This is a genomic window from Paracoccus indicus, assembly GCF_003056335.1.
Taxonomy (GTDB): domain Bacteria; phylum Pseudomonadota; class Alphaproteobacteria; order Rhodobacterales; family Rhodobacteraceae; genus Paracoccus; species Paracoccus indicus.
In genome coordinates this window covers 136123-156483 of sequence record NZ_PYWA01000008.1, presented here as the reverse complement: position 1 = coordinate 156483, position 20361 = coordinate 136123, and the positions used below count along the sequence as shown (strand labels likewise).

General features: G+C 59.5%; 17 protein-coding genes, 6 pseudogenes and 1 other annotated feature. Of the genes and pseudogenes, 6 read left to right on the top strand and 17 right to left on the bottom strand.

Going from position 1 to position 20361, the window contains the following annotated elements; translation table 11 throughout:
• The 5 pseudogenes from DDE75_RS14210 to DDE75_RS14195 form a co-directional block, all read right to left on the bottom strand.
• Positions 1-451: pseudogene (locus DDE75_RS14210) on the bottom strand (transposase); the annotation flags it as partial.
• Positions 12-128 (bottom strand) — a sequence feature (AL1L pseudoknot). It overlaps the preceding pseudogene by 117 nt.
• A 329-nt stretch (positions 452-780) precedes the next feature.
• A pseudogene (locus DDE75_RS17870) lies at positions 781-1041 on the bottom strand (integrase core domain-containing protein); the annotation flags it as partial.
• Positions 1042-1078: 37 nt separating this feature from the next.
• Positions 1079-1339 (bottom strand): annotated as a pseudogene (locus DDE75_RS17715) (transposase); the annotation flags it as partial.
• 65 nt (positions 1340-1404) lie between these two features.
• Positions 1405-1657, bottom strand: a pseudogene (locus DDE75_RS14200) (integrase core domain-containing protein); the annotation flags it as partial.
• A gap of 4 nt (positions 1658-1661) precedes the next feature.
• A pseudogene (locus tag DDE75_RS14195) lies at positions 1662-2362 on the bottom strand (IS3 family transposase).
• A gap of 436 nt (positions 2363-2798) precedes the next feature.
• On the opposite strand from DDE75_RS14195, the pseudogene DDE75_RS14190 reads away from it, so the two are divergent.
• Positions 2799-3005 (top strand): annotated as a pseudogene (locus tag DDE75_RS14190) (IS3 family transposase); the annotation flags it as partial.
• 144 nt (positions 3006-3149) lie between these two features.
• Here the strand turns inward: DDE75_RS14190 and DDE75_RS14185 are convergent.
• Complete coding sequence (locus DDE75_RS14185) at positions 3150-3740, bottom strand: TetR/AcrR family transcriptional regulator (protein WP_108503046.1); 591 nt, start codon at positions 3738-3740, stop codon at positions 3150-3152.
• 153 nt (positions 3741-3893) lie between these two features.
• Between DDE75_RS14185 and DDE75_RS14180 the strand changes: the two genes are divergently transcribed.
• Positions 3894-4295, top strand: a complete 402-nt coding sequence (locus DDE75_RS14180; protein WP_108503045.1) for a RidA family protein — start codon at positions 3894-3896, stop codon at positions 4293-4295.
• Between the two features lie 473 nt (positions 4296-4768).
• On the opposite strand, the gene DDE75_RS14175 is transcribed toward DDE75_RS14180, so the two are convergent.
• The 4 genes from DDE75_RS14175 to DDE75_RS14160 form a co-directional block, all read right to left on the bottom strand.
• The gene (locus tag DDE75_RS14175) at positions 4769-5857 is read right to left on the bottom strand and encodes a DUF3618 domain-containing protein (RefSeq protein ID WP_108503044.1); all 1089 of its coding nucleotides are present in this window, start codon (positions 5855-5857) and stop codon (positions 4769-4771) included.
• Positions 5854-6249, bottom strand: coding sequence for a phage holin family protein (locus DDE75_RS14170; RefSeq protein ID WP_108503043.1), 396 nt, complete (start codon positions 6247-6249; stop codon positions 5854-5856). The genes DDE75_RS14175 and DDE75_RS14170 overlap by 4 nt, the downstream gene beginning before the upstream one ends.
• Positions 6249-6824: a hypothetical protein gene (locus DDE75_RS14165; RefSeq protein WP_108503042.1), complete on the bottom strand. Its 576-nt coding sequence runs from the start codon at positions 6822-6824 to the stop codon at positions 6249-6251. The genes DDE75_RS14170 and DDE75_RS14165 overlap by 1 nt, the downstream gene beginning before the upstream one ends.
• Positions 6825-6952: 128 nt before the next feature.
• A complete protein-coding gene (locus DDE75_RS14160) occupies positions 6953-8029 on the bottom strand; it encodes a YihY/virulence factor BrkB family protein (RefSeq protein ID WP_108503041.1) in 1077 nt (358 codons plus the stop codon).
• Positions 8030-8348: 319 nt separating this feature from the next.
• On the opposite strand from DDE75_RS14160, the gene DDE75_RS14155 reads away from it, so the two are divergent.
• From DDE75_RS14155 to DDE75_RS14145, 3 genes are all read left to right on the top strand, one after another.
• Complete coding sequence (locus DDE75_RS14155) at positions 8349-9674, top strand: PRC-barrel domain-containing protein (protein WP_162799057.1); 1326 nt, start codon at positions 8349-8351, stop codon at positions 9672-9674.
• A gap of 1053 nt (positions 9675-10727) precedes the next feature.
• Complete coding sequence (locus DDE75_RS14150) at positions 10728-11510, top strand: phosphatase PAP2 family protein (protein ID WP_245894757.1); 783 nt, start codon at positions 10728-10730, stop codon at positions 11508-11510.
• 196 nt (positions 11511-11706) lie between these two features.
• A complete protein-coding gene (locus tag DDE75_RS14145; protein ID WP_108503039.1) occupies positions 11707-12777 on the top strand; it encodes a DUF475 domain-containing protein in 1071 nt (356 codons plus the stop codon).
• 22 nt (positions 12778-12799) lie between these two features.
• Here the strand turns inward: DDE75_RS14145 and DDE75_RS14140 are convergent, their stop codons facing one another.
• The 7 genes from DDE75_RS14140 to DDE75_RS14110 form a co-directional block, all read right to left on the bottom strand.
• Entirely contained in the window at positions 12800-13891 is a 1092-nt protein-coding gene (locus DDE75_RS14140) for a Hint domain-containing protein (protein ID WP_108503038.1), read from the bottom strand.
• A gap of 93 nt (positions 13892-13984) precedes the next feature.
• The gene (locus DDE75_RS14135) at positions 13985-14668 is read right to left on the bottom strand and encodes a gamma-glutamylcyclotransferase (RefSeq protein WP_162799056.1); all 684 of its coding nucleotides are present in this window, start codon (positions 14666-14668) and stop codon (positions 13985-13987) included.
• Positions 14669-14729: 61 nt separating this feature from the next.
• Positions 14730-15233, bottom strand: coding sequence for a cell wall hydrolase (locus tag DDE75_RS14130; protein ID WP_108503036.1), 504 nt, complete (start codon positions 15231-15233; stop codon positions 14730-14732).
• Positions 15234-15332: 99 nt separating this feature from the next.
• Entirely contained in the window at positions 15333-15674 is a 342-nt protein-coding gene (locus DDE75_RS14125; protein ID WP_162799055.1) for a putative quinol monooxygenase, read from the bottom strand.
• A gap of 57 nt (positions 15675-15731) precedes the next feature.
• On the bottom strand, positions 15732-16793 hold the full coding sequence (locus DDE75_RS14120) for an NAD(P)H-dependent flavin oxidoreductase (protein WP_108503034.1): 1062 nt from the start codon (positions 16791-16793) through the stop codon (positions 15732-15734).
• Between the two features lie 63 nt (positions 16794-16856).
• Entirely contained in the window at positions 16857-17909 is a 1053-nt protein-coding gene (locus DDE75_RS14115) for an extracellular catalytic domain type 1 short-chain-length polyhydroxyalkanoate depolymerase (RefSeq protein ID WP_108503033.1), read from the bottom strand.
• A gap of 21 nt (positions 17910-17930) precedes the next feature.
• The gene (locus tag DDE75_RS14110; protein ID WP_108503059.1) at positions 17931-18347 is read right to left on the bottom strand and encodes a CopG family transcriptional regulator; all 417 of its coding nucleotides are present in this window, start codon (positions 18345-18347) and stop codon (positions 17931-17933) included.
• Positions 18348-18501: 154 nt separating this feature from the next.
• Here DDE75_RS14110 and DDE75_RS14105 point away from each other — a divergent pair, with 154 nt between their 5' ends.
• A complete protein-coding gene (locus DDE75_RS14105; protein ID WP_108503032.1) occupies positions 18502-20079 on the top strand; it encodes an FAD-NAD(P)-binding protein in 1578 nt (525 codons plus the stop codon).
• The last annotated feature ends 282 nt before the right edge of the window (positions 20080-20361 follow it).

Genomic DNA, 20361 nt, shown 5'->3' with positions numbered 1-20361 from the left:
TAGTAGGTTGATGGGGCGATCGGCAGAACCCTGCAGATTGGCTCGACCCCATACTCACCGCGATGATTGTCGATGAACCCGACCATCACTTCGACCGGCGGTCGAGCTCCGCCATCGCAAAATACGCGCTCGCCTTGCGCAGGATCTCGTTCGTCGGGAAAACAGTCCCCCGAACTGTTTTCTGACCCTCCTCACCCTGGCGCAACTCTCGGTTCTCCCGCTCCAACGCCTTCATCTTCTCGGCCATGTCTGCCGGGATGCCAGCGCGCTTTCCGCTGTCGACCTCGGCCTTCTTGACCCACTCGTTCAAGGTCTGGGGCGCACAGCCGATCTTCGCGGAAATCGACATGACGGCCTGCCACCGCGATTCATGCTGGCCCTCGTTATCAAAGACCAACCGCACCGCGCGTTCACGCACTTCGGGGGAAAACTTGTTCCACGTCTTGCTCATGATGCTCCATCCTACTAGGAGTTGGAGCCTCCGGCAAACCCGGCGCGGTTCAACTGTGAACCCTGACCATAGTCTTCATATGTCTTTATCCTGCCGGATACATCATTTGCAAAATTCTCAACTGCGGTAAGTAACGGAGCAAGAGATCCAAGCCTAAGTAGCTCGATCGCGCTTGCTCCTCCTGCATTCGCTGCGAACTTTGCCGAGATGCTCCGAACATTGGCATACTGCACTACTGTTGCATAATTATATTTATTAAGCAATAATTCGCAGATGCAAAGTAGGATTGTTGCGAACTAGCATGACCTGCCCCCCCTTTGGTCCCTCGGTCATAACGAGGGTCTGCCGGTTTGAGATTGGTAGTCGGCGGATGGTTTCAGGGCAAGCGCGCCGGGAGCGGCGCCCTGGGGTGACGCAAGCGTCCGGCGCGCTTCCAGCGGCGTCAGGTTACCGAGCGAGGAGTGCGGCCTGACGGCATTGTAGTCATAGCGCCAGAGGGCGATCTTCCGGCGGGCGTCATCCAGGGTGTCGAAGATCTCCTCGTTCAGCAGTTCGTCACGCAGGCTCCCGTTGAACGACTCGATGAAGGTCCTCGCCATGGTCCTTGGACCAGTGGCGGACACATGGCTTCGATCCCAGAAGATCCTTGGGCACGATGTTGTCGAGCATCGCGTCAGCCAGAAGCCGTTTCAGCTTGCCGTTCTCGTCCTCCAGCGCCCTCAGCCTCTGGGCATCGGACACGTCCATGCCGCCATACTTGGCCTTGAGCTTGTAGAACGTCGCCGCGCTGAGCCCATGACGGCGACAGACCTCCGCCGTCGCCATTCCGGCTTCCAGCTCCTTGATCATCCCAATGATCTGCGCCTCGGTGAAGCGGCTTTCCCTCATGTCGTCTGCTCCTTCGTCGTGGAGCAAGCTCCACATTAAACCGAGGGACGTTCCGGCGCGCAGGTCAAGATCTTGGCTTCCCGCAATCTGTAGAAGATTTCACCATTCAACAGCCCGTCACGGAACCGGGCGTTGAAGCTTTCGCAGTATCCATTCTCCTAGGATGATCCTGGTTCGATGTAAGCCGTCTTGGCGCCAACCGTCGCGATCCAGTCCCGTACCTTCTAAGCGATAAAATTCTGGGCCGTTGTTGGATCTAATGTATTCAGGTGGTCCGCGCAGGGTGAACAGCTCGGTTAGTGCGTCAAGCACATTGGACCTGTCACGTATTTGCGCCGCCCCCAATGCTCGTTTCGGCCGCTTGGCGTTCGAAGGCCAAGGGGCTTTTGCCTTCCGATGTCGAGTGCCGACGGCGCGGTTTATAGAAACCGTTGATGTATTGAAAGATGGCCGTTTCAGCCTGTCGGCGGGTTTCCCAGGGGCGGCGCCAGATCAGTTCGACCTTGATCGTTTTGAAGAAGGTCTCGACAGTAGCGTTATCGCATCAATTGCCCTTGCCGCTCATCGACGCGTTGACGCCATGTGTTGCCTGCGGCTGGCAGGACGGCTCCGGAACGCCCGTAATCCGCGCGGGCTGACATTCATCACATGACACAGCCGGTCGACCGGGAAGGCCCTACGCTGTTCTTCGGCGAAACTAAACCTCATGGCCTTTGGCGTGCGAAGAATTGGGTGGCCTTATCTAGGATGTTCCTCTCGCTGCGGGGAAACAGTCCCCCGGGCTGTTTCCTGATCCTGACAAGCCTTTAGGATGCGGATCTCGCGCCGAAGCCGTTCGTTCTCTAGTGCCAGCTCGTGATCCTCGGCCGAGACTACATCCGTGTCCCCGTGCGCCTTCGCCCACTTGTTCGAGGTAGACAAGCCGACGCCAAGATCATCCGCGATCTGACGCCGCGAAAGCCCACTCGTCAGCGCGATCCGCACTGCATTCTTGCGAAATTCATCTGTCCTGCCTGTGCCCATGGTTCATCTTCTTTACTGCTCATTACGTGATCAAAAGAGCGGTACCAAACCGTGACACGTCCAATGTAGAATTTGGCCAATTATGTATCCGGTGGAATGAAGCGATATGCGGACTATGGTCAGGACTTACAGTAATAGGCTCAGGTCGCTATAAGAGCGGTATCCAAGGGGAAGTGCTCTTACGACAAAATCCATGCGACGGGTGAGGGCATTATCCTCAATTCTTCCAGAATTTCGTTTGGTTGCTCTGAACCGCGCCGGGTTTGCCGGAGGCTCCAACTCCTGAGTATGATGGAGCATCATGAGCAAGACGACGAACAAGTTTTCCCCCGAAGTGCGTGAACGCGCGGTGCGGTTGGTCTTTGATAACGAGGGTCGTCATGAATCGCGGTGGCAGGCAGTCATGTCGATTTCCGCGAAGATCGGCTGTGCGCCCCAGACCTTGAACGAGTGGATCAAGAAGGCCGAGGTCATCCACCGTCGCGGTCCTTGGCGCAACTTCGAGGCCGTCGAATATGCCGCCCTCGAATGGGTCGACTGGTTCAACAACCGTCGCCTGCTCGAGCCGATCGGGAACATCCCGCCGGCAGAAGCAGAGGCAAACTTCCACGCCACTATGGAAACAGAAGCCGTGGCCGCGTAACTAACCGAAATCAGCCTCCGGTAAACCCGGAGCGGTTCACTCTGCCAAGGAAGCGAAGCGCACTTAGGAAGCCGTATCCAATGGCAATGTGAGTGTCAGAAGCTGTTTTGCAGAGATCCCAGTACCTCCATCGGCCTTGCGGATCTATTGTGCAAGCAGACCTTCTGCAAGCATCGCGAAAGCTTCCTGTGCCGTCGGCAGCATCTCTGCTTGGTCGTCGCAGGATGCAATCCATAGTGCTGCGTTGAGAGCGGTGCCGTTCAGAAGGCGGGATGCTGCCTCGACGTTCACAGGTCGCAACACGCCCTCGGCCAAAAGCTGGCGAACTGCCGTGCGTGTCGCATCAAGACAACGGTTTTGACTGGGCCATTGGGCCGGGTCGCCGAGTACGGCAGGGCCGTCTCGCAGGACGATGCGCTGAACCTCATGATCCAAGGCCATCTCGATATAGGCTTTCCCCTCGGCCAAGAGAGCAAGCCATACCGTGCCCTCGCCTTTGGCAAGACTGTGGGCACGTGCAGACATCTCTGCATCGATTTGGTCGACCACGGCCGCGAAGAGACCCGTCTTGCTACCGAAATGGTGGTAGAGTGCTCCACGCGTCAGGCCCACCGAAGATGTGAGATCATCCATCGACGTCTCGTGAAACCCCTTCTTTGCAAAAGCGATGCGCGCCGATTTCAGCAGTTTTTGCCGTGTCTCATTCATCATGTCGGCGCGGGTCCGTCCTGCCATGGCTCATCCTTTTACGAGATCTTAGCGTAGATCATTGACATACGTTCCGTATGTCATTTAGTTTTGACATACCTAACGTATGTAAAATTCTAGCTGCGTAGAAGCCGTCACATGGCCTTTGCAACGTATTTGTGCAAGAAAAGGATTAGTCCAATGACCAATCGCGACGCAATATATCCTGCAGCAGCCGCGCGGCACGCACTTTACGATCTGCACGGGTATTCCCCCGCTGTGCGATCAGGTGATCTTCTATTTGTATCCGGGCAAGTCGGAAGCCGCGAAGACGGATCGCCCGAAGAGACCTATCCCAAGCAAGTCGAACGGGCATTCAAGAACCTCGAGGCTGTCTTGCACGCCGCAGGATGCAACTTCGATGATATCATCGACGTCACGACTTTTCACACCGATCCGGACGCGCAGCTTCCCGATCTCATGTCAATCAAGGAGAATTATTTCCCGGCCAGACCGTTTCCTGCGTGGACAGCTGTCGGCGTGACTTGGTTGGCTGGGTTCGACCTTGAGATCAAAGTGGTTGCGCGTGTCCCCACGCAATGATGACCGCGTGGTAGGGCGAACCGTTTTGACCTAGATGTCAGGTCATCTGCCGGAAACAAGGCACTGCCAAGACAGATGGAAAGGTCATGTAGCGATGCCCACAAATGTTATACTTAGAACATAGCACATTTGATTGTAAAATTTTAACTCAGACTGCGAGGAATTGGCCCGTACCGTGGAGGCCTCATTCGCACCGCAGAACCTGACTTGTCCAGCAAATCGGCCCAATTGCCATCAGTGCTCCAATCGAGAGCCCTAGGTGGCTACGAGAGCAAGGTCAGTAAACGGCTGCAGAAGGGTAGAAACCGAAAGGCGCCCGAATGTGACTATGGTCACTGTCGGCGTCGGAAATCCGCCTAGGGAATGGCCCACGGAAAAACTTCCCTTTTGCATGGCGGCTGGAATTGTCTTTTAGCGCAAAACGCCCGCGAGCAGTCGCGGGCGTTCCACACAGCTAGTACTAGCTGTCGACCTTATGTTGGTTTACCCAGATCCTGATGATCTGCCTCGTTAGCAGCTGTGTCTGCCAAGCGCTCAGCTGTCTTTTCGACGTAGTCCCGCGCCGAGCGCGCCGCCGACTGATTGCCCGGTGTGCGATCGTCTGCAGCATCGCGCGCTTCGCTGGCGATATCCCCTGCTTCGGTTCTGACTACCGAATACACCGATTTGGCCTTTTCGGTTTCGTCACGCAGGATGCGCTCTGCTTCTTCGATCAACTGATCACTGTGTTCGCCAAGATGCTGGTCTTCGAACCTGCTGCGAGGCAGGCTACCCGCCAGAGCCGCACCGACGGCCATGGCCAGCGCACCAAAGATCAGTGGCTGCTGATCATAATAGTTCGAAACCTCGGCTGTACCACGGCGGGCCCGATCGCTAGCCGCACGCTGCGCGGATAGGGCACGTTCGCGGGCCGTGATGACACGCTCGCGGGCCTCGGACGACAGATGCTCGGTACCTTGCGACAGGCTGTCACGCATTTCGGCAAAGCGGTCCTTGCCGTGACTGATCAGACCAGTTGCGCCTGCTTTCGCACTGTCTACATGATCAGACAGCTTGTTTCTGCCCGCGGCGATCCCGGCCCTCGCATTGTCCATTTGGTCTGACAAAGTGTCTTTTCCGGCTGCAAGGCTGTCCTTGGCGCGGGACAGGCGACCCTGATCATCAGTTTCATGGACGGCCGCGCCGTCACCGGCACGCGACGGCTGCGTCCAGGCGGGATAGCTGGGTCGTTGAATCATCGAGGCGTCGGAGGGCAACTCACCGATCTTCGACGAACCATCAAATGCCGTCGAGGATGCTGCCGTCTTGGATGCAGAGCCTTTCTGGCCGAAGATCAACCAGCTGAGGCCCACACCGGTCAGCGCCAAGGCCAGAGGGTTCTGCTTGATCGATTCGCCAACCGACCGGCTGATTTCACCGCCGTTTTCGCGAAAGTGGTCACCGACTTGGCGGAAAAGGTGATCCGGGGATAGGCGGTTCGTCAGCTCGCTCAACGTCTGACTCATCTCGTTACGCTCGGTTTCGATCTCGCGCTGGATTTCGGCAGAAGTTTGTTCGGTCATTTGTAGGCCTCCTTGACGCTTTCAACATCGCGACGCAGGTTTTGTCCGGTTTTCGACGGGGCGAGGTTGCGTGCCTGCAGGGTTTTCTTGCCGCGCATGATCAGCATGACTGCGATCAGCCCGAAGACGACAGTCACGATCAGCGATGCCCATCCTGCACCCAGATCGACCGCTTCGGCCAACCAACTGACGATTGCGGCGCTGAGGGTATTCAATGCGACGATCGCGAAGACCAGCGCCACTGCCATTGAGATGATGCCGCCCAAGGCGCTGTTCATCTTTTCCGCCACCTCGGTACGCGCCAGATCGACTTCCTTGCGCAACAACGAGGACACGTGATCCATCAGTTCGGCAATCAGATTGCCGGTTCCGGTTTCTCGGTGATCGGCCATCAGAACTGCTCCTTCGATGTGGAGGTAACGGTGTCAGAAGGACGGGGCATCGTATTCACGGCAGGCGCCGCGGGCATCGCTGCGGAGGGTGCCGAAGTCACCGAAGTGTTCGACATGGCGTGGTTGCCAGTTGCATTCGCAGTGTCGGGGCTGCTGGAAGATGCTTTGGCAAAGCGCGTGGCAGCAAAGCCCAGCAGCGCCGCCCCACCCAGGAAAGCCATGGGGTTTCTGCGTGCAAAGGTGTTCACCTCGTTTAGAAGCTGGCCCAGATCCTTGTTGCGAACCGTATCCGAGAAGTCGGCCAATGCTTCGGCAGCCTGCCCGAAGGTGCGTTCCTGGGGCGAACCTTCGCGACTTTTCTCGGCTGCACTGCGCAGGGCCGAAGAGATATTGTCGATCTCGGAGGCGGCGCCGTCCTTGACCTCTTCCGTCTTTTGCGTTCCAGCCTCGGAAATTCGGTTATACGCTTCTTTTCCAACGTCGCGTGCCGTATCGCTCAGTTTCTGAGCTTCGCGCTTTATTTCGGTGCCATCGGTAGTTTTGGATTGATCTGTAATGGTGGAATCTTGGGTCATTATCTAGACTCCTTTTAAATGATATTCAGCGTCCTGCTGGGTGCCGCTGATTTCGAAATACAAACAAACCATGAAAGCATCAGTTCCTTGGCTTTATCATAAGTTTGCTGCCCTTCCGCTTAGGAGTGCTATTTTCGGGCCGTCTTCGATTTCATGATCCGCAACGCCAGCAGGCCGAATGCCGCTGACAGCAGCGACGGTCTGCGGGAAATGACCGCGTCATCGTAGCGGTGGTTCCGCTTTCCGGACGTCTTCAGTTCGTCAGGGTCGGTATCGGCCTTGATCGCGCCCCGCTGACCCTGCGGAAGGTCCGGGCCGGTGGTGGTGTCCTTGCGAGTTTGGTGTTCCATCTCCGAGTTCAACTCGGCCCCCGCCAGAACGATGTAGGCCGAAATCCACAGCCAGGTCAGCAGAATGATGACGCCGCCGATGGTGCCATAGGTTTCATTGTAGCTGCCGAAGTTCTGGGCATAGATCGAGAAGGCGACCGTGCCCGCCAGCCACAGGATGATGGCCACGACGGCCCCCGGGCTGACCCACCGCCATTCGGCGTTTTCGCGTGCTGGCCCGAAACGATAGACGACCGCCAGGCCGAACATGGTCAATACGGCCAGGACAGGCCATTGGGCCCAGGAAATTATGGTCGTTAGCTCATCGGGCAAGGGAACGACATCCAGGACCACGGGAAGGATCAGGATGACGCCCAAAGCGATCAGGATGCCGAAGATCAGGAATAAAGTCAGTGCCGCACCCGTGGCATAAAGCTTGACGACACCGCCGGTCTCATCCTCGTCATAGGCGACGTTCATCCCCTCCATCAGGGTAAGCATGCCCTTGGTCGCCCCATAAAAGGCGATCAGGATCCCAAACAGCGCGGCAAGACCGGTCGCGGTCTCGTCGCCCCCGGTCACGGCCGTGATCTGCGACCGGATGATCGAGGCGGCGCTTTCGGGCAGCAGAGTTGCAAGGGAATCCAGCTGTCCGGCGACATCGGCCGGATCGAGGAAGAAGCCCGCGATGGATATGACGGCGGCGATGGCCGGGAAGATGGCCAGCAGGCCGAAGAAGGCCACGCCGGCGGCAACGACGGATACATGATCGCTGCTGATCTCGGATTTGACCCGCTTGAGGATATCCCACCAGCCCTTCGCAGGAATATCGGATGGCTTTCGGGCATTGCGACCCCGATCGCGATTTGCGGCCATAAGAATAACTCCTGTCTGATTGAGGTCTCAACGCCATTCGACTGTTTTGGTCGCAAGATAAGTCGGCCTTTGCCCGTTCTTTCGCTGATGGCGCCAAATTGCGCGAATAGCCGGCGCCATATGTCGCGACCTGAAATTTAAAATGAACGGATACGGTGGGCGTTTCGGCCAGCAATAAGCGCTTCTTAGTAGTTTATATCCGATATTCTCAAATGCCGGGCCGAACTTTCCATGGAACACCGGCGAAAAGCCGCCGTTGGCAGGGCATCGCTCGAACGGGCCAAACACCGATCAGACGGAGCACACCACGATGAATTTCATGACCCGCAGCCTTCTTCTCAGCACCGCGATCACCCTGCCGCTTGGTGGCATGGCCATGGCGCAATCGCGGATTGATATCGATGAACAGGCGCTTGCCCGGAAAAGCCAGGAATGCCAGATGCTGGTCAGCGCTTATCGCGATGTCGAAGATCCGACCATGGTCGCGCAGGACGATGTCATCACCGCCGTCAATGATGACCGAACCGAGGAATGCGCCAAGCTTGAAGATCAGCTGACTGCGCAAGCTGAAACGTCAGAAGATGCTGATGAGACCCAAGCCGAAGAGGTCAGCGAGCGCGTCGACCTGTCCGAGGATGCCACCATTCAGGGCGAGGCCGAAGTTTCCGTCCCCGACCCCGATGTTGATGTCGAGGTCCCCGCGCCAAGCGTCAATGTGACCAAGCAACAGCCGGAAGTCAGCGTGACGCGCCAGGCCGCCGATATTCAGGTCAGCCAGAAGCAGCCGACCGTCACCGTCGAAATTCCCGAGATCATCGTCCGTGTCGATAACCCTGCACCTGACGTCTATATCCTGAACCCGAACCCCGATGTCCGCGTCAGCACCGCCGATCCCGATGTTCAGGTCGAACAGGGCGAGCCGAAGGTCAATGTGACCCAGGCCGATCCCGAATTGAACGTCAACCTGGGTGTCGATGCCGATGGCAATCCTGTCGAACATGACGACGGTGACGATGCCAGCAATACGGATAGTGCACAGGCCCAGAATGTCGCCGGCGATACCGAGGTCGATGGCAACCAGCCCGAGGTGCAGATTGCCCAGGCCGAAGGTGAGCCGCAGGTCAACGTCGAACAAAGCGACCCGAACGTATCCTTCGAGGGTGCCAAACCGCAGGTGTCCGTCACGATCGCCAAGCAGCCGACGGTTGAAATCCAGCAGTCCGGCCAGCCCAATGTGGTGATCGAAACGCCCGAGGAACGTCAGCAGCGTCTCGCTGCACGTGATGAAGCGCAAAACGATCAGGCCAGCACCGAAGAAGCAACCCAGACCGAGGCCACAGGCTCGGAGGTTGTCGATGGCGATCTGATGGATATGGAAGTGGTGACTGCAGACGGCGAAGAATTGGGCAACCCCGAAGCCTTTGTCGATCTGGACGGCGAAACGAACCTGATCCTCAGCAGCGGCGGCTTTCTTGGCCTTGGTGGTAAGGAGGTTCCCGTCCCGATGTCGCGCGTCACCGTCGAAGGTGAGCGTTTGATCGTCGACAGCATGACGGAGGACGATATCGAAGCTGCGAACGACTTCGAATACGATAGCGAGGTCGTTCTGGCCGACGATCAGATGGTGCAGTTGAGCGGCATGTAAAGACCGAACCGTTCCGGCTTGGTCGGAGCGGTCGCAGTTTCATGGTCTCGCGACATAGGCGCAGTAGCCAACCGAAAGCGAAAGACCGTCGTTGAGATCGGTAAAGAGGCCGGGTCTGTCAGTTGCACAGGCTCGGTCCCTTTCTATAGATAAAGTGCAGCTGGTGCTAAGAGGTTTTCGCGATGCTCACCTAAAGCGGTCATATGACCAAAGCGCGAACCCGCGCAACTTGCAGCGGATGGTGATAATAGCGGCGAGAACAACCATCTAAGGCAACTGGAGGTACCCTTGTATCATCCCGTCAGCCCTGCGAACACGATCAGGCCTCTTCAGCGGCGCTTATCATGCTTTATTGGCTCGCAGTGCGGCTTCGGACCTTGGGCGCATCGCTTGATCCCCTTCCCTTCTAAAGCCTGTTGGAACCAGTCGACATCATGGCTTGGTCTGGCCATCACTCTGCCCCCGCGCATGCCGCCCTGTTCGGCAGCCACATCCGTGCAGCCAACGGCTTGAAAAAAGTCAGGTTAAAGGACCTCCGCCCCTTAGGTTTGTGTTCATCCTGCCTATGGCTAACCAATTAGATGACCCCTTTGGCAACCAGAGCAGCCGTCATTCGAACCAAGACAATTTTGCGGATTCAACGCCACTACCATCTTCAAAAAGACCTTTGAGGAACTGTATTCCTCAAGCCCACCGGGCGAGTGCAGCTTGTCACGCTTGTCGGACTCGATCCCGCTCAACAGCTATTGACTATCGACGCGCTGCTTTTCGGGAGGGTGAGGATGAAAATGCTGCAGGCGGGTTCCGCGCGTGGTTCGGCCACAGAAAGCTCTTTATCAACAAGTTGCCTCACGGGATCTGGACTTGGCCATGTCCGCATGATGAATGCGCCCTGTCCCTATCGATACCAAGCGTTGATCGGTTATCCCGCTTGAATTTTTTGATCGTGGTCCGGTTGTGTTGCGCCGATGCGTTCATGCGCAGGGTACGATCGGTCGGTTCGCTTGGAACATGGCGCTTGTCACAGAGGTGTGCGGCGGTTAGGGCGACAGGATGAAGCGATCCGGGTATCTTGTGGCGATGTTCCGACGTGCCTGGCATCTGGTACGAAGGGCGGCCGAGTCATTCGTCCTGCTGGCGATGTTCATGGCCTCCATGGCAACCTGGGGCTTCATCGAGCTTTCAAAAAAAGTGACGCGCGGATCGACCGAGGCATTCGATACCGCCGTCATGCTGATGATGCGAAACCCGGCGGATGTCTCCGATCCGATTGGGCCGAAATGGTTCGAGGAACTGGGCCGTGATTTCACGGCCCTGGGCGGCGTGGGTGTTCTGGTCCTGCTGACAGTCTTTGCGGGCTGTTTCATGTGGCTGAAGACGCTTCACCGAACAGCCCTTTTCCTTGGGGTCGCCATCGGGGGCGGTTTGTTGGCAAGCACGGCCTTCAAGAACTTTTTCGACCGGCCGCGGCCCGAACTGGTCCCGCATGGCTCCAACGTCTATACCGCAAGCTTCCCAAGCGGCCATTCGATGATGGCGGCCATCACCTATCTGACCCTGGCCGCATTGCTGGCACGGACCCAGTCCAGCACTGCCATCAGGACCTTCTTAATTCTTGCCGCCACGCTGATCGTGATCGGTGTCGGGATCAGTCGCGTATACTTGGGCGTTCATTGGCCGACCGATGTGCTGGCCGGATGGACTGCGGGTGCGGCATGGGCGCTCGGGTGTCTGGCCGTGGCACATTGGTTGGGACGCAGACGGGCGATTGAGCCGGACCACAAGGCCGGGCTTGAACCGCCGGTCCAAGACGAGGATGCGTCGCCTAAGCAATGATCCGCGCGATTGCTGCAGCGGCATCGCGTGACAGGCGCCTGGCGGCGCTTGGAAACGCACAGCAAACCGATTAATGTTCTTCACAGGCGCAGCACCCACTGTGCCTGATCTCCGGTGACCGGGCCCCTCTGGCGGATGTGGCGGCGCATTCGTGATGTCGGCACCAATTCGAGACTCGCCGCAGGACATTCATGTCATGACACAGGTTTCTTCGACGGCGCGCGGGATGGCGCGCTATTTCCGGTGGGCGTTGATCACCACCGTCATCGGTCTTGCCTTGGGGGCGGTGCTTGGTTGGCAGACGACAGGCACCCTGGGCGGCATGGTCAGCGTCTTTTTCATCTGCGCGGTCCTTGCGGTCCTCGAGATATCGCTCTCTTTCGACAATGCCATCGTGAACGCCAACAAGCTCAAGACCATGTCGCCGATCTGGCAGAAACGATTCCTGACTTGGGGCATCCTGATCGCGGTCTTCGGCATGCGGATCGTCTTCCCGCTGCTGATCGTGGTCATTGCCGCCGGCGTCGGGCCTTGGCAGGCGATCGTCATGGCCGCGACCCAGCCTGCCGAATACGCACGGATCATGCATGACGCCCATCTGCCCATCGCGGCCTTCGGCGGCACGTTTTTGATGATGGTCGGGCTGAACTTCTTCTTCGACCACGAAAAGGACGTGCACTGGGTTCGCTGGCTGGAACGCCGGATGCAGGAATATGCCACGATCCGCGGGGTCGAGGTCGCGATTGCGCTTTTGGCCGTCCTTGGGTTCTCGCGTCTGCTTGGCCCGGTGGACAGCGAAATCTTCCTGCACGCCGCCGTCTGGGGGCTGCTGACGTTCCTGCTGGTCGAGGTTCTGGGCGGGCTTCTCGACAGGTCCCAGCAGATGGCGAAGGCCGGGGCGCAGGGTGGGATCGGCGCATTCCTCTATCTCGAGGTGCTGGATGCATCCTTCAGCTTCGATGGCGTGATCGGGGCATTCGCCCTGTCGCAGAACCTGTTCGTGATCGCGATCGGTCTGGGGATCGGGGCGATGTATGTGCGTTCGATGACCATCATGCTGGTTGAAAAGGGCACGCTGGCCGAATACCGGTATCTGGAGCACGGGGCCTTCTGGGCGATCATCGCGCTTTCCGTCATCATGTTCGTCCAGACCATCGTTCACATCCCCGAGGTGATCACCGGATTGGGCGGGGCCGGATTGATCGGCCTGTCCCTGTGGTCCTCGATCAGATCCAACCGCCGCGAAGGGCACGCCGTCACGGGATGACATGCCCCCGTTGCGACCGTCCTCAGGCGGTCGCAAACCCTTGGGCGACTGGCGCGCTCAGCAGATCATGGCCGTTCTTGCGATGACGCATGATCAGCCGCTTTTGGGATGTCCGGCTTGGAACGACGCATGCGGGTTCCGGTAACGGGGCGTCTTCGGCAAGCTGCGGAAAAATCGTCGCGATCTCCTCCTGCATCTCGGGTTCGAGCGTCCTGAGGGCTTGGGGCCCGGTATAGAGGCTCTCGCTTGGTGCGCCTTCCGCCAGGATCACCTGATGGTCGTCGAACAGGATATGAAAGTATTCGACCCCGGCGACGGTCGGGTCGATGTCGATGCCGGGCATGTCGGTCAGCCTGATCGCCGCAACCAGGGCATCGCGCGTGCCATACATCCTTTCGGCGATGGGCGAACTGACCAGCATGCGGTGCTGCCGCGACACCAGCAGATCGCGACGGGGCAGGTTCAGTCCCAGGCTGCCCTGACGGATGCGGACGGGATGCAGCCTGTCGTTCGCGGCCAGCGCATCTGCGTCATAGTGGCGGGCGCCGATCCAACGGATCGGTTGCGGTCCGGTCCGCGTCTCGACCATCATGCCCGCGATCAGATCCTCGATGGGAACGGGACCGTCGGGCGTGGTGATCAGCGTGCCGCGGGCAAAGCAGACGGCTCCTTCGATGGTCCTGTACTCCAACGAATTGTCGGGGATCGTATTTCTACTAAGGGCGGTATAGACGACCCCCTTTTGCAACGGAACCGAGGGCAGATAGCCCACGAAGATACCGGACCCGATGGTGGAATTCGGGTCGGAATCGATTTCGATGACCTGAAGGGTGATTGTCGTCCCATCCGGAGCCGTCAGCAGGATCTGGCTTTCCGAATAGACGGTCGTCGTCGGACCGCCGATGATCGTCCCGTCCGACAGCGTCGCTGTGCCGAACTGGTTGGTATCATTGCCGTCGTCATCCCGGTTCAGGTCGCCCTCGAAGATGTCGTCGTCATCGTCGACGGTCAGAAGAACGTCATTGGAGCCGTCATAGCCGTCAACCAATCTCAGCGTAGTGCCATCGCTGACGATGTCGGCGGCGGAATACATTTCGTAGTTGGTCACCGGCATGAATTCATCCTGCAGTTGGCAATTGTCGATACATATCGGCAAGCTAGCGGGTAAAATTCAGTCGGTCCAGACACTTGCGTGCGTCGGGATGCCTCAGGCCGTGTCCATGTCGATTTGTTGCGCAACTAGAAGTTGTAGTTTCCAGATGTATGGATCGTGGATTCCCAGTTGTTCCAGTCCGCGAACGGTGCGCAGCAGATATTCTGCGCCCGACCCCGCCGCCCCCGAGGCGCGGGCCAGGCGACGGGCCTGATCCTCGATCGACAGTTGGGCGGTGGGCGTATCGACGGGATCGGCATAAAAGGTCAGGGCATCCTGTTCGCCGGCGTCGGTGCGAACCCTGATCCAGCAGGCATTGGCCGCCAGTTCGTGGGCGACCAGTTCCCGGCGCAGGATCGCACGCATCGAGTCCCGTTCGGTCCCTTCGCGAATGTCCAGCACCAGCCCTTCGCAGGTCCCCCCCGAGGCCAGGGCCAGCATCAGCCCCGGCTGTTCGGGGGAGCCGCGGAAGTGATCGAGCGAGATCGAGAAGCTGCGATGCCACCCCAATGCCGTCGCGCGCCTCTGGTCCTGAACCTCGAACCCCGGGTTCCAGATCAGCGACCCATAGGCAAAGATCGGGATCGGTCCATGACGCCCCGCAGTCAGGCGTTCCGCGATAAGGTCCAGATCCTCATCCTCGAGCAGGCGCCAGTCGGGGTTGTGAAGCGGTCCGTCGATCAGCGCCACGCGGGCGACATGATCATCTGACAGAAGGATCGGGCAGTTCTGGGTCATTGTGGTACCTTGGCGAAGGGGTGGCCGCCTTCCGATCGTCCGAATGGCGTCATCCCGCCGATCAGCGACCGGTGATGCCCTCGATGGCGGGCAAGGGGGTCGGCCTCGTGACCAGTTCAGGCCGGCGGCGTTCGTAGAAGGCATTGCCACCGGTGGTCAGGACATAGTGCATGTTGTTGTAATTGGCACGATAGGTCGCCGTATGAAAGAATTCGGCCCGTGAGATATAGGGATGGCGTTCCCCTCGCAGGACCGAGATCGCGGCCTCGCGGATCATCGGCGCCGAGCGGCTGTCCATCTTGCGGCTCAGCACGCCGGGGGCGAACTGGTTCTTCTGGCCCACCACGCCGCAGACGGTGTTCGGATACTGCCTGGACGCCACGCGGTTCATCACCACGCTGCCCACCGCGATCATGCCATCGCGACTGGAACGGTTGGATTCGAAATACATCGCCCGTTCCATGCAGCTGAGCGGGGTATGACGACGCATTCCGCCCCCGCAGGCTGTCAACACCATGCTGGCGGCAAGCGCCACGACCAGCCCTGCCCTGCTTCCTGAGATCATCGCTGCCCCGCCTTGCCGCTTGATGCGGTCTGTTTCGACGCCAAGACTAGCAGCACCCGCAGCGCCTCATCAATGCCCCCGACCGATGCGGCGCCGCGCTCAGGCGCCGAAGGGCTTGAGGATATCGACCTGCGATGCACCACCTTCGGCGATGTCGGTCAGGATGGCGTTGAAGGCGGTGGTATGCGGCATGGCGATATGGGCCTTGAAGGCAGCCTCGTCGCGATACTGCTCGAAGATGACGATCTTGTTGCCATCGGTTTCGACATAGGCATCGAAGCAGACGTTGCCCGGCTCGGCCCGGACATCCTGGATCAGCTGTTCAAGCAGCTTCGAAAGATAGTCGGCCTGACCGGCAACGGGACGGATGGACGCAACGACGGTGATGGTCAATTTCAGCTCCTGCATTGTGCCGTGGATCGCGGCTTTCTGATGTTGCACGGGGCTTTGCACCCTGCCGCGAAACTTGCAATGCCGCATCGCTCACAATGTCGGGCATCACAGGGCCTGCGCCAGTTCCATCGCCAGGGTTTCGACCAGCTGCGCGGCAGGCATGACGCGGGACCGGTCCACCGACGAACCCGCCCATTGCGCGGCATAGGCCGTGGCCCCCTTTGCACTGGCGGCCCGTGCGATGGCCTTGGCAAGGTCATAGGCGCAAGGATAGGCGGGTATCGCATCCTGCGCCGCATCGGCGGCCCATTCCGTCATCGCATTGTCCAGGCATCGCGCAGGCCTGCCGGATATGGCCGCCGTCATCACGGTTTCCCCGCCAAGCGCCAAGCGGTCGCGATAGGCGTCATCGGCGGCGCTTTCGGGGCAACCGACGAAGGCGGTCCCCAGCTGCGCCCCGGCGGCGCCCGACGACATGACCCGCGCGATGTCCCGGCCGGTCATCATCCCGCCTGCGGCCACGACAGGCAGGTCGACTGCCCGGATGATCTGCGGCAGCAGACGATCCGTGGTCAGGCGCGCATCCGGTGCGTCAGGATCGAAGATCCCGCGATGGCCGCCGGCCTCCCAGCCTTGGGCGATGACTGCGTGACAGCCTGCGTCCTGCACCATGCGCGCCTCTTGCGCCGAGGTGGCCGTGGCCAGCATCACCAGTCCCGCATACTTCAGCCGCTGCATCTGGTCGGGCCGTGGCAGGCCGAAGTGAAAGCTGACGACTGCCGGACGCAGATCCAGCAGCATCTCCAGCATGGCATCATCATGGCGGAAACTGTCGTAGATGCAGTCAAGCGCCGTTGGCGGAGGGCTGGCGAAGCGGTCGAACAAGGGCGCTGCCCGCGCGATCCAAGACTTCTCGGTCGCAGGATCACGGATGGGGTCCGCGTGGCAAAAGACATTGAGGTTGAATGGCTTGTTCGTCAGATCCTGCAATTGCTGCACCGCCGAACGCGCGGCGGTCACACCGCTGGCGCCGAGACCCAAGGCACCCAATGCCCCCGCCTCCGAAACCTCGGCGGCCAGATGCGGGGTGGATACGCCGGCCATGGGTGCCTGCAGGATCGGCAGGTCGATGCCCAGCAGATCCAAAAGTCGGTTCGTTCGTGTCATCGCAAAGCCCCCCCTCGTCAGCATGGCAGAGCCCGCGCCATGCTGACAAGCGTGCCTGCAGTCTTATCGGACCGGTAGGGCCAGGAAGAAGCGGACCATTTCGGCACTGGCATCGGGACCCTTGGGGTCGGCATAGCTGCCTGCCGCGTCTCCCCCTGACCAGGCATGGCCCAGCCCCTCGATCGTCCAGTGTTCGACCGCCATGCTGCCGTCGGGCGCGAAGGTCGTGCGTCGCTGAAAGTCGCGCCCGTTCTGCTGGCCATGTTCATCGGCCTGCAGGCTCTGGGCTTCGGCGGGGTCCAGCGCAAGCCGCGCCAAGGCATCTCCGTTCGTGGGGTTGACGGTGGCATCGGCGTTGCCGTGGAAGACGATCATGCGCGTGGCCTTTGCCTTCATGACCAGATCGGACCCCTGCCCCATGGCGGCAAAGGCGGATGCCACATCCCTAGCCGCCCCGACCGGCAGGCCCGAATGCACGCCGACCGCCGAATAGAGGTCCGGATAGGCCTGACCCATGATGGCCGCCATCGCGCCGCCCGCCGACAGTCCGGCGACAAAGATCCGATCGCCCGGAACTTGATGTCGGGCCGCAACCTCTTGCGTGATCCCGGCGATGATCGAGGGCTCGCCCCGGTCTCGCTGCTGATCGCCGCGGCTGAACCAGTTCCAGCAGGACTGCGCATTGTCGCCGCGCGACTGCTGAGGATAGACCACGATCAGCCGATGGCTTTCGGCCAGCGTGTTCATGCCGGTGCCGGTGGCGAAATCCTCGGGGGTCTGGGTGCAGCCGTGCAGCATGACCACCATGCCTTGCACCGCACCCTTCTCTGCCGCGACCGATGCCGGAGCATAGGTCAGGAACCGACGCGTTCCCGCGGCGCAGGTGAAACTGTCGTCCTGCAGCAGGGCGCCCTCGGGGATGGTCAGCCCCGCGCCCGAGGGCTTGGGGTGCAGCCGCGCCATCATCTGTGACAGCGCGCCCTCGGTCCCTTCCGCGGTGACATTGCCACCCGTCAGCCCGTGCCGTGCAAGGGTGCGATTGACCAGATCGCTGGCCGCCGACATCTGCGATCCGCCACCGGCATGGCGCAGAACGCCTTTGAGGAATTCATTCATGATTTCGTCCTTTCGAGGGCGCTACTTGATACGGTCGGCAAGCGCCGCCCGGACATCTGCGGGCGCTTGAAGCGCGCCCAATACGGTCATCGAGCCGATGGTTGCCAAGGCGAGTTCCGCCGTCACATCCGGGGCGATCCGCGCCAGGCCAACAACCTTGACGTGCAGGATTTCCCCCGCATCGCGGACGGCCTGCAAAGTTGCGCGGTCATAGTCGCGCAGGCCCAGCTCCATCACGTGACGCTCGATCGACCGCTCGACTGCCTGTGCATGGCTGTCCAACTGGTTGCGGATCGCCGTCCGGATGAAATCGCTGCGGTTCGAATAGAACCCTTCCTGAACCAACAGGTCGATCCGTCCCAGATCGACGAACCCCAGGTTGAGGGTAATCTTTTCGTTGTCGGGTTGCTTCGATCGAAGCTGGCTGACCTGTCCCATGGCGTTCTCCATCTGCATGGATGGTATATGGATGATATATTGTGGAATTCAAGGCAGAGGCGGCCGTTCGGCCCCTTCCACACATTTATCAACCGCCGCTGACAGGAACTGCGCCATCCGGGCCGCGTTTTTTCCTACATTCACGGGGGCCATCATGACCAAGCGCATCGCAATCGTCGGCACCGGTCCGATGGGGATCTATTCCTTGCAACAATTGCTACGTTCGGGTGATCGGATCGCCGTCACCCTGTTCGAGAAGGGACCGCGGGCGGGCATCGGCATGCCCTATTCCCCCGACAGCGCGAACAAGGCCATGCTGGCCAATATTGCCAGCATCGAGATACCCCCCGTGGTCACGACCTACCTTGAATGGCTTGGCACGCAGCCCGAGAAAAAACTGATCGGCTATGGGCTGGATCCGCAGGGTCTGCACGACCGTCAGTTCACGCCCCGGCTGCTTCTAGGTGAATATTTTCGCGATCAGCTGCTGTCGCTGGTGGCGCAAGCCCGGCAATGCGGTCACCGGATAGAGATTCACGAAAATGCACTGGTGGATGACATCCAATGCGACGCGGATGCCCTTACGGTCACCACGGAAGGCGGTTTCGAAGGTCGGTTCGACAAGGTGATCCTGGCAACAGGCCATCAGTTCCCCGATGAGGACGAGGCCAGCCGCAGCTATTTCCCCAGCCCATGGTCCGGGCTGATCGAGGCTGCCATCCCCGCCGCGCACGTCGGCATCATGGGCACCTCGCTCAGCTCGATCGACGCAGCCATGGCGGTTGCAAACCAGCATGGAAGTTTCCGCCGCGAAGGCGACGATCTGTACTTTGACCTGGATAGCCCCGATCTGAAGATCACGCTGATGTCGCGTTCGGGCCTGCTGCCCGAGGCGGATTTCTATTGCCCCATCCCCTATCAACCCTTGTCGGTGTTGACTGAACAGGCCGTGACGGCCTGTACCGAGGGTGAAGCGCCGCTCGACGATCTGTTCGAGCTGATCAGGGCCGAGCTGAAGCAGGCCGATCCCGCCTATGCATTGCGGATCGGCCTGGGCGGGCTGAACGCGGACAGCTTCGCGGATGCCTATTTCGCTGAACGCGAAGCCTCGGATCCCTTCCGTTGGGCACGCAAGAACCTGATCGAGGTCGAGCGCAACAAGGCAGCTCGGATCACCGTCGCTTGGCGCTATGCCCTTCTGCGCATGCATGAGGTCGTCGAGGAGATCGTGCCTGACCTGTCGGACCGGGACCGGGAACGCTTTGACGACGGGCTCAAGAAGGTCTTTGTCGACAATTACGCCGCCGTGCCATCGGAATCGATCCGCCGCATTCTGGCGCTTCGTGATGCAGGAGTGCTGTCGATCATGGCGTTGGGGCAGGATTACGACATGACGCGGCAGGACGACCAGACCCTGATCACGGTCGGAAAGCAGACCCATCGCTTTCCCGTCTTCATCGATGCACGCGGCCAGAAACCTCTTGGCAGCAACGACATCCCCTTCCCCACCCTGCGCCAGGCCCTGCAGCAGACCGGTCATGAACTCCCCGAGGTCGCCGAGGATTACAGCCTGATCGACACCCCCGGATATGCGGGTCGGATCGCCTTCGGTTCGATCCCCTATCTAATGCACGACCGCCCTTTCGTTCAAGGCATCACCGCCTGTGCCGAAATCGCATCGAGTATCGCACGTGGCATTACCACCGGTCGAAAACGGCGGCGGGTGTCCTGATATACGCAAAGTGTATTTACCCGATAAATTACTCTTCTAGGTTGAATCGAAACTAGGGAACGCGGGCATATGCGAGTTTGAGAAACATATAGATCCTGCAATATTTGTTAGCACATTGATTTTTAATTAATTATCATAAAAGATAAAGGCGCGCATGTTTATGGCGCGCCTTTGCCAATTTATATTGATTAAGATTTGAAATTCATCTTAATATTCTGCACGGCAGTGTTCCCGGTGTCATTCCACGGTCGAATGACCCGGGAAATCTCCGACAATGTTTTA